Source organism: uncultured Methanobrevibacter sp. (assembly GCF_900316895.1).
Classification (GTDB): domain Archaea; phylum Methanobacteriota; class Methanobacteria; order Methanobacteriales; family Methanobacteriaceae; genus Methanocatella.
Genome location: NZ_ONER01000056.1, coordinates 1 through 9,597 on the forward strand (window position 1 = coordinate 1; position 9,597 = coordinate 9,597).

Here is a 9,597-nt window from a genome sequence, read left to right on the forward strand (position 1 = left end):
CACAAATCAAAGGCTGCTTATTTTTCATGCCGTTGATTTTAGACAGGAAATGAACATTCCACTTGAATTTGATTACATCATCAGGATCCATTGCATGATCGTTATCATTGCCAGGCAATGTCTTGTCTACTGTAAAATGCTTTTCAAGAATTGTAGCCCCATAATTATAGGCAGTTGTTAAAACAGCCATGTTTTCATCAGGTTTTGTATGGTCTGAATATCCTATCTCATAATCCGGGAAATTTTCCACCAGATCCTTAATCATCAAGAGATTTGCATCCTCATATGCGGTAGGATATGACAAAACAGAATGCATTATCGCAATGTCAACTGTTGAAACCTCTTCAATTGCATTAACTGCCTCTTTTATTTCATTTAATGTAGCAGCACCTGTTGAAAGTAAAATTGGCTTATTCTTACCAGCAATATATTTGATGAAGGGAATGTTAGTCAAATCAGAAGAAGAAATCTTATAAATATCCATAAATTCATCCAGATAATCTACAGCTTCAAAGTCAAAAGGAGTGGATAAAAACTTTATTCCAAGTTGTTGACAATACTCTGCAAGCTCCCTGTACTCGCCTACACCAAACTTGTCAAATTTTTTAAACAGTTCGTATTGGGAAGTTGCCGGCTCTTCGGACAAATCCCAATATGCAGGAGAATTCCTTGATGTTATTGTTTCAGCTTTATATGATTGAAATTTAACTGCATCTACACCACATTCCTTTGCCTCATTAATCATGAATTTTGCAGCTTCCATATCTGAAATTCCTTCCTTTTTAGCAAGGGCATAAAAATTAACCCCTATTTCTGCAATCAAATAGGGATATTTATTGAATATTTTCATGTTTTTGCCCCTTTAGCTCAAATTTCCTATATTCTCCACGGATAACTGCCCAAATATTTTCAAAACCATCTTTCAAATCAATACCTAACATTTTCTGATTCATTTCAAGCCTTAACTCATAATCGTTTACCAAGCTAATAAATTGATCGATAATCTCCTGTTTTTCAATATCTGTAGACAGACCCATGTTAATAAATCCGTTTGTCTCATTTGCAAAGACATGTGTCAACTCACGCTCATCCTGACATAGACAAATTGTCGGAACTCCGAGTGAACAGACCTCATACATTGTTCTTCCAGCAGAAGTAAATATCAAATCAGCCTTAAACATGAATTCACTAATGTCTGAAACATTCCTGTAAATTTGAACTGATTGATTTGATTCATATTTGTCAATCAATCTCTCCAGGCCATCATATCCCACTCCCAGAATCACATTGATTCTTCCATCATAACTGGTTGCCAAAATTGAATCAATGACCGTTTCTGTGAAATTGTTCTGGTCGGTTCCTCCAAAAGCAATCAGGACATTTTCAACCTGTGGAGTAATGACCTTTTGAGGCTGGAAGTAGAATTCATCATCCAAAATATAATACTTATATCCTGTAAAAACGTTCTTTTCACTCATATCATGTTCATACAATGCATCAAACACCACGTCAGCCACTTCAGCACCTACTCCAATGTCCTCAAAGTTAACGACAAAATAACCATCCTCTTTCAGCTGAGTCATATATTCCCTTGAAGTGTCCATAATATCATTGACAACAATTTGCGGAGAATGTTTCCTTAATATTTTTATCAGGTCATCTTCCCCATCATAAATCTCAAACGGATAATTATAACTGTCCACAATATCGATTCCAAGCTGATGCTGCTCATCCATCAGGAACAACACATCATGGAAAACCAATTTTGAAGCAATTGACAGACATCTGTGGACATGGCCTGTTCCAATTTCATCGTAGGCATTAACAACGATTGCAACCTTTTTCTTTTGCAGGTAATTCTCAGCAATCCACCAGTCCTCGAAATTGTCAATGTCAACGCTTTCCTGGCGAGACACTTCAATCAGGTCAAGATTGGTTCCCAACCGGGAATCCTCATGAACAAAATTTCTGCGAGTTATGAGAAGAGCACCGGTTTCCCTGAAATCCTTTGGAAGGTATTGCCTGTTTTTTCGCTCAATATAGTTTGGGAAATACCTTTCATTTTTCTCATCATATCCCCAACTCAGATGCCTGTCATCCACAACTGACAATACGCTGTCAACGGCGAAATCCTCAAACTTTTCAATTGCAGCATCAAGAGTGGACGGCTCCAATAAAGGTGAAGTCGGCTGGAGCGTTACTACAAGGTCATACTCATCAAAAGTCTGTTTTTCTTTTTTAACCATTGCATCATATACAACAGGGTCAAGGGGAACATCATCCCCTGACAACTCTTCGGAACGCATTATTACACTAGCTCCAAATTTTTCAGCCAGCAATGCAATTTCAGAATCATCAGTAGTCACCACAATATCATCAACATACTCTGATGATTTGGCGATATTGATAGGATAGGAAATCAAAGGATTATGGTTAAGCAAACGAATGTTTTTACGTGGAATACCCTTTGAACCTCCCCTTGCAGGAATAACTACTAAAATTTTATTATTGTTAAACATATATCTCCCTTAAAAATCCATAAATTTAATTAATACAATAATAGATATAGTAATGATATAATATTAAATCTTCGGTGTTATTATGAGTATGAAAGAAATGTCAAAAAAATTAATAGATAAAATTAACGATCTGGCAACACCCGTTAAAATAATGCACGTTTGCGGTTCTCACGAACACACAATCATGGAAAATGGAATCAGAAGCCTGCTTCCAGATGAAGTGGAAATCATCGCAGGACCTGGATGTCCCGTATGTGTAGTTCCATCACGTGAAATCGACGAAGCATTGGAACTCATTGACAAGGGGGTTACAATAACCACTTTCGGGGACATGCTAAGGGTTCCTGGTTCAGAAAGGTCCCTTGCAGATGCAAAGGCAGAAGGAGGGGATGTAAGAGTTGTCTATGGTATCAACAAGGCAATTGAAATAGCTGAAAAGGTAGACAATGATGTTGCATTTATCTCAGCAGGATTTGAAACAACCGCCCCTACAACCGCTGCAGAGCTTCTCTCAACACCTCCAGAAAACTTCTCAGTACTGTCCTGCCACAGGCTGATTCCACCGGCAATTGACTTTTTGATCAATTCCGGAGAAACAACATTAAATGCATTGATTCAGCCAGGACACGTTTGTACAATAATCGGAACCAAACCTTTCGAATACTTCTCAACAGATTACGGAATTCCACAGGCAGTAGCAGGATTTAACCCATTGGACATATTGATGTCCGTTTACATGATTTTAAGACAGATTCATAACGAAACACCGAAAATAGAGAATGAATACAAAAGGGCCGTAAAAGAAGAGGGAAACGTGATCGCAACAGATATGATTGATCAGGTATTCGATGTGACTTCCAGGGAATGGAGAGGATTTCCAAAAATACCTAATTCAATTCTTGAAGTCAAAAAGGAATTTGCAGACTTTAACGCCCGTGAAAAATATGACATTGAAGTCAAGGATGTCAACGAAGCTCCTAAAGGATGCATTTGTGGACCTATCTTAAGAGGGCTTGCAAGACCTGAAGACTGCAAACTCTTTAGAAAAGCATGCAATCCTCTACACCCAATAGGAGCATGTATGGTAAGTAAAGAGGGAACATGTAACATTGCACACAGATATTCAAGGGGATAACATGGCAATCGAAGCAATAGCAGTAGATATCGATGGAACAATAACAGATGACAAAAGACAGATCTGCATATCAGCGATTAAAGCATTAAGGAAAGCCGAAACTAAGGGAATTCCAACCATAATTGTAACTGGAAACGTCGTCAACTATGCATATGCAACTGAAGTTTTAATAGGATGCAGCGGAGGCATCGTATGTGAAAACGGAGGAGTCGTCTTTAAGGAAGGAGAAAACAACAATGCCGTTGAAACAATGGTGGAAAGGGATTTCGTAACATCAGCCGAAAACCACCTGAAAGAAAAGTTGGGCGAAAAATTTGACAAGCATGCATCACACGACAACATGTACAGGCTAACAGAAACCGTATTCTACAAGACACTTTCCAGAGAAGAATTGGAAGATGCCCTGAAAGACTTCGAATATCTGGACCAGCTTGAAATTTATGACAGTGGATTTGCACTTCACATTACCGACAAGCGCGTCAATAAGGGAACTTCACTCAGATACCTCTGTGAGAGAAACGGAATAAATATGGAAAACGTTATGGCAATTGGAGACAGCCAAAACGATGAGGATTTCCTAAAAGAAGTTGGATACAAGATAGCTGTGGGCAATGCAGACGATAAGCTAAAGGAAATCAGCACTTATACTTGTGAAAACATATTTGGCGACGGAGTGGCCGAAGCAATTGAAAAATTTGCACTGTAGTGATAAAATGATATATGAAATTGCAGAAGATGTTAAAAAGACACTTGAAAACAAATGTGACGATTACGAGATTTATATCGATGAGGGGAGAACCATCGAACTGGATTCCCTCAAGGATGAACTGAACTTCGCAAAAGAGGAAATTGAATTGGGCCTTGGAATAAGAGTCATCAAGGACAACAAGCAGGGCTTTGCATTTACATCAAACATCAATGAGATTTCACAAACTGCTTTGAAAGCCATTGAAAATGCAAAATTGACCAAAACCGATGAAAACTATGCATTTGCAGAAGTCGAAAAGGTCAGTGAAGTCAAAAATGTTTATGACAGCAAATTCAGCGGCTTGAGTGTTGACGAATCCGTTGAATTTTTAAAGGACACAATAGCCATTGCAAATGACAGCGGATGTGAAGTGACAGGCTCAGGATTCAGTGCAAGTGAAGGAAGGTCACTGATTGTGAATTCAAACGGAGTTTCAATCGAAAATGAAGGAACAGGATTCGGTTTAGGATTATCCGTAATAATACAGAATGAAGGTCAGATTGCAACTGCATACAACTCCCAGTCTTCAAGATTTTTCGATATAGATGGTGAAAAATTGGCCGAAGAAGTCTGTAATTTGGCAAAAAGTTCACTAAATACAAAACCTGTAGAAACCGGAGATTATAGTGTTGTGCTTGATTATTATGCTGCAATCGGATTGCTGCAAACATTTTTAGGTGCATTTGATGGTGAAAATGTGCGCAGGGGAAGGTCAATCCTCAAAGACAAAACAGGCCAGGAAATAGCTAATGAGTCATTGACCATTACAGACAATCCCTTGCTTGAAAAAGGAATGTATTCTTCAAAATGCGATGGCGAAGGAAGCGCATCACAGAAAACCGACTTGATTAAAGACGGAAAATTAAATTCATTTATTTATGATATTTATACTGCAAATTGTGAGGGAGTCAAAACAACCTCAAACGGACTAAGAGGGTCCTATTTCTCAACCCCAATGATTAGTCCGACAAACCTTGAGTTCAAGTTCAGCGAAAAGAGGGAGCTTGGCGAAATTGACAGCGGCGTTTTGACAACAAGCGTTTTAGGGGCACACACTGCAAATCCCATTTCAGGTGATTTCTCAGTAGAAGCAAGTAATGCATTCAAAATAGAAAATGGTGAGTTGACCGAGCCTATTTCAAAAGCCATGATTTCCGGAAACATATTTGAAATCATGAAAAGCGTTGAAGGCCTTGAAAGCGACATCAAGCAATATGGATCATTCATCATTCCAAAATTGCTGGTGCATAATTTAAGGGTGGTCGGCCAATAGTTAAAAAAAGAGATTGAGAAAAATTAGATTTTTTTCAATTTTTCTCTATATCTGTCAATTGTATCGTGGTTAAATTCAATTGACTTGTATTTTTCGGTCAGTTCCTTGTCTTCATCAAATACACTAATTTTATCATTTATGACCTTTTCGACTTCTTTGTCTAGTCTTTCGAGTTGTTTTGAAAAGGAATATTCGGTTTTCTTAATATTAACATTGGTTTTGCGGGAAAGCCTTTGAATTTCCTCATCAATATCAAATTTTTCTTTTTTTGCCATTTTATCACCTACATCTCAATGATAGGCAATTGAATTTCTGTTACATAATCGTTTTCATCATCACAATTGTAGACGCCTTTAATAAGGACTTCCTTAGGTGATCCGATGATGTCATAATGATTAGCTTGAGCAACATCAACCAATTCGGCATAAGTGTCCATAATATTGTCTGTTGAGCCGAAATGCTTGGCGGCCAAAACCTTATTTTCAATCATGTCGACAACACGAATCCTTTCGGTTTCATCAGCATCTTCTTTAAGTGGAATGCTTACATCATAAACCACATCGCCCTGATTTACTTCATGCCTTGGTGAGAAATAAACGATGAATGGTTCCCCATCAGTTTCAATTTCCTCAGTGTCAACCCAATCCAAAAGCATGGATAAAAATACTTCTAAATCACCAATTGGGGTTTTACAGTTAATAACTCCTAACTTTTGTTCTGGAATTACTTTTACTTCATAATCCATAATTACACCTACATTAAATTTATAATATTAATTGAATAAAAATACTTCGACTTCCTCGCCTTCGTCAACAAGTTCGACCAACTTCGGAATCTTCACATAGCCATCAGCGGTTGAAAGTGAAAATATTGCTCCGGAATCCTTGAATATCGGTTGGACATTTTCTCCATCTACCTTAACCAGCTGATACTGCATTCTTCCGACTTGTGAGTGGATTCTTTTTGTGATTTTGCCTTTATGGGTTTTTAGCTCAAAGTCCTTGTCGATACCTGCCAGTTTTGTCAAAGGTTCAGCTACAAAGGCATTGAATATCATCAGTGCAGATACTGGATTTCCCGGAAGACCAATTACGATTTTGCCATCAATTACACCAACAATTGTCGGCTTTCCAGGCTGAACTGAAATTCCATGAATATGCACTTCACCCAATTCATCCAGAACATGCTTTAGGACATCTCCAAGACCGGCAGAGGTTCCGCCGGAACAGAACAATACATCAACTTCTTTTAAGGATTCGGTTATCTTTTGTTTGACCTCATCATAGTCATCTCTCATAACGCCTAAAAAGTGAGCATCTGCACCGCAGGAAACGGCATCGTTTTTAATCATTCCTCCATTTACATCATAGATTTTACCATATTCCAGCTCTTGCCCCTGAAGTGTTATTTCATTGCCTGATGAAAGTATACCTACACTTGGCTTTTTGTAAACTTCAATGGTTTCAAAGCCCTGAGACAGCAAGACACCGATTTTACCCGGATTTAAGAAATCGCCCTTTTCAAGAATTAGTTTACCCTCTTCAATGTCTGAACCTTTCTTGGCAACATCCTGAAATGGGGTTGCAGTGGTGAGCAGATTAACAGTGCCTTCGCCTTTTTCGGCATATTCGACCATAACAACAGCATCAGAGCCTTCAGGCATTGCTGCACCGGTACTGATTTCAATGCACCTGCCTTTCTCGACTTTTTTTTCGGTAGTGGCACCGGCCTCCAAAAAGTCAATAACCTCCAAGGTATTTGGTGATTCTTCTGAAGCTCCAAAACTGTCGCTTGAAAGAATTGCAAATCCATCCTTCAATGCTTTGTTAAATGGAGGAAAATCCATTCTGGAATAAACATCATCAAATAGTATTCTGCCGTAAGCTTCACTCACTTCAATCTCTTCGCTTTCAGGCTTTAAATTTTCATCGAATAGCCCTTGAATAATATCAATAGCCTCATCGCATTCCTTAATTTTTAAAAATTCTGTACCCATAATATCACAATATTATAAAATCCAATAAATTAATATATAATATATTACTATAAATATAAATAATTTAATCTAATGGATAAAATTATATTATTATTTTGGAGGAGAGTATTTGTCTAAGCCTAACAACAACCAACAACAAGAGTATAGAAGGGTAAGAACTCCTAAAAAAGGAGAAATACCTGGAGTAGTTGAACAAATTATGGGACACGGTAAATTAAAAGTTCGTTGTGCTGACGGCCATATCAGAATGACCAGAATCCCTGGAAAAATGAAAAAACGTATTTGGATACGTGAAGGAGACGTAATCCTAGTAAAACCATGGGATTTCCAATCTGACGAAAAAGCTGATGTAATCTGGAGATACACCAAAACAGAATCCAATTGGCTTGAAAGAAAAGGCTACTTGAAAATGTAGTCTCAATTACTTATTTTTTTGATTATGATGGATCCTAAAGTAGCTAAAGCAGACGCCAAACATGCAAAAATTCATTCCGAAAAAAGAAGAAAGGATAGCTCCGATAGAAAAACAGGAAATGAAGTTTTTGACAAAATAACGCTAGAAACCCTTTATAAATTAGCTAATCAAGGATACATTGATGTTTTAAACGGTGCCATAAGTACCGGAAAAGAGGCTAATGTCTTAACCGGAATCACAGATGAAGAAAAATTCGTTGCGGTCAAGATTTATAGGATTGCCACTTCTGATTTTAAAAAGATGGATTATTACCTAAAGGGAGATCCGAGATTCAACGTCAAGACTAAAAACAAAAGAAAAATCATTTACTCTTGGGTGACAAAGGAGTTTAAAAACCTGACAAGACTTGAAAATGCCGGAGTCAGAGTTCCAAAACCTATAACAAGTGCAAACAATGTATTGTTAATCGAATTCATTGGTGACGAGGATGGAAATCCTGCACAACCTGTCAGAAACCAGCCTCCTCAAGATCCGGATGAATTTTGGAACATGTTGCTTGTTGATTTAAAACGATTTGTGAACGATGCAAAGCTCGTTCACGGAGACCTGTCCAATTATAATATCCTGAATTTGGATGAAAAACCTGTTATTATTGACGTTTCACAATCTGTAGTTCTGGACAATCCGATTTCAAAGGAATTGCTTGAGAGAGACATCAACACACTTGTTCGCGAATACACAAAACTTGGCGTTAAAACCAGTTTTGAAGAAGTTTGGGAATATGTGAATCCTAAATTTTAGATTTTCAACAGGATGCATTTTTTTACCGATTGCAATAGTATAACCACATCATTCGCCGTAGATACTATTTCGAAGATTACCCAGAAATTCCTTTTCTTCATCAGTTAAATCCAATCCCACAAGATTGTCACTGGCAAAACGTCTAGTTCGAATTAGAAAGACCAGAACTAAAGTCAATAAAAAAGACAATATGCTGGCTTTTGGAGATATGAATGCCAATAAAAGAGATAACAGTGAAGTAATTACAGGAGCCAACAGAAGGTAGAATAACGTTAATGTAATTCCTCTAAGATACAATCTCAAGTTTGGCAATTCGAATCCGTCATTATAGGAATTGTGCATGGCAGTTTTCAATTCATCCTTATTATCGAAATATTCCTTAAAATTATTTTTGATCAATAACATGAACATCAGTATGTACAGCAAACTGATTGCCAATATCAATAATGAAAAGAATATGTTTGCATTAGTGTAATTATAAAAATTAAAAAGAAATCCTGTTGCAAACGGTATCATACAAATAGCCGCCATGGTAATCATGTTCAATGTCAATACGCCATAGCTTATCTTATTAAAACTAAAAAGGATGACAGTGTTTTCCCAAAAATTATAAACAATGTAAAAACTTATGAAATATATCAAAATGGACGGTGCCAGATACCTGAGGAAATATTCGTTTAAAGCAACCCCTGATGAGATATCAGTAATTG

Annotated in this window: 11 protein-coding genes; 5 read left to right on the forward strand and 6 right to left on the reverse strand. The window is 37.4% G+C overall.

Annotated features, from left to right (window positions below):
• Nucleotides 1–850, reverse strand: an 850-nt coding sequence (locus QZN27_RS06820) for an N-acetylneuraminate synthase family protein (RefSeq protein ID WP_296785542.1), incomplete at its 3' end; no start/stop codon positions are given.
• A complete protein-coding gene (locus QZN27_RS06825; RefSeq protein WP_296785544.1) occupies nt 834–2,519 on the reverse strand; it encodes a cytidylyltransferase domain-containing protein in 1,686 nt (561 codons plus the stop codon). The genes QZN27_RS06820 and QZN27_RS06825, both read right to left, overlap by 17 nt.
• A gap of 88 nt (nt 2,520–2,607) precedes the next feature.
• On the opposite strand from QZN27_RS06825, the gene hypD reads away from it, so the two are divergent.
• Genes hypD through QZN27_RS06840 form a run of 3 tightly spaced genes read left to right on the forward strand, consistent with a single transcriptional unit; the run spans nt 2,608 to nt 5,675 of the window.
• Nucleotides 2,608–3,654, forward strand: coding sequence for a hydrogenase formation protein HypD (gene hypD, locus QZN27_RS06830; RefSeq protein ID WP_296785563.1), 1,047 nt, complete (start codon nt 2,608–2,610; stop codon nt 3,652–3,654).
• A 1-nt stretch (nt 3,655) separates the two neighbouring features.
• Nucleotides 3,656–4,360 (forward strand): phosphoglycolate phosphatase, encoded by a 705-nt coding sequence (locus tag QZN27_RS06835; protein ID WP_296785546.1) that lies wholly within the window; start codon nt 3,656–3,658, stop codon nt 4,358–4,360.
• A gap of 7 nt (nt 4,361–4,367) precedes the next feature.
• Nucleotides 4,368–5,675: a TldD/PmbA family protein gene (locus QZN27_RS06840; protein ID WP_296785548.1), complete on the forward strand. Its 1,308-nt coding sequence runs from the start codon at nt 4,368–4,370 to the stop codon at nt 5,673–5,675.
• Nucleotides 5,676–5,698: 23 nt separating this feature from the next.
• Here QZN27_RS06840 and QZN27_RS06845 read toward each other — a convergent pair whose 3' ends face one another.
• From QZN27_RS06845 to glp, 3 genes are read right to left on the reverse strand one after another with little or no spacing between them, the layout of a single operon-like run.
• Nucleotides 5,699–5,950: a hypothetical protein gene (locus QZN27_RS06845; RefSeq protein WP_296785550.1), complete on the reverse strand. Its 252-nt coding sequence runs from the start codon at nt 5,948–5,950 to the stop codon at nt 5,699–5,701.
• 8 nt (nt 5,951–5,958) lie between these two features.
• Complete coding sequence (locus QZN27_RS06850; RefSeq protein WP_296785553.1) at nt 5,959–6,420, reverse strand: GyrI-like domain-containing protein; 462 nt, start codon at nt 6,418–6,420, stop codon at nt 5,959–5,961.
• Nucleotides 6,421–6,447: 27 nt separating this feature from the next.
• The gene (glp, locus tag QZN27_RS06855; protein ID WP_296785555.1) at nt 6,448–7,671 is read right to left on the reverse strand and encodes a gephyrin-like molybdotransferase Glp; all 1,224 of its coding nucleotides are present in this window, start codon (nt 7,669–7,671) and stop codon (nt 6,448–6,450) included.
• Between the two features lie 109 nt (nt 7,672–7,780).
• On the opposite strand from glp, the gene eif1A reads away from it, so the two are divergent.
• Both eif1A and QZN27_RS06865 read left to right on the forward strand, forming a co-directional pair.
• On the forward strand, nt 7,781–8,086 hold the full coding sequence (eif1A, locus tag QZN27_RS06860) for a translation initiation factor eIF-1A (protein ID WP_292600781.1): 306 nt from the start codon (nt 7,781–7,783) through the stop codon (nt 8,084–8,086).
• A gap of 27 nt (nt 8,087–8,113) precedes the next feature.
• A complete protein-coding gene (locus QZN27_RS06865) occupies nt 8,114–8,887 on the forward strand; it encodes a serine protein kinase RIO (RefSeq protein WP_296785559.1) in 774 nt (257 codons plus the stop codon).
• A gap of 48 nt (nt 8,888–8,935) precedes the next feature.
• Here the strand turns inward: QZN27_RS06865 and QZN27_RS06870 are convergent.
• Nucleotides 8,936–9,597 (reverse strand): TMEM175 family protein (locus tag QZN27_RS06870; RefSeq protein WP_296785560.1); only part of this gene is annotated, 662 nt, incomplete at its 5' end.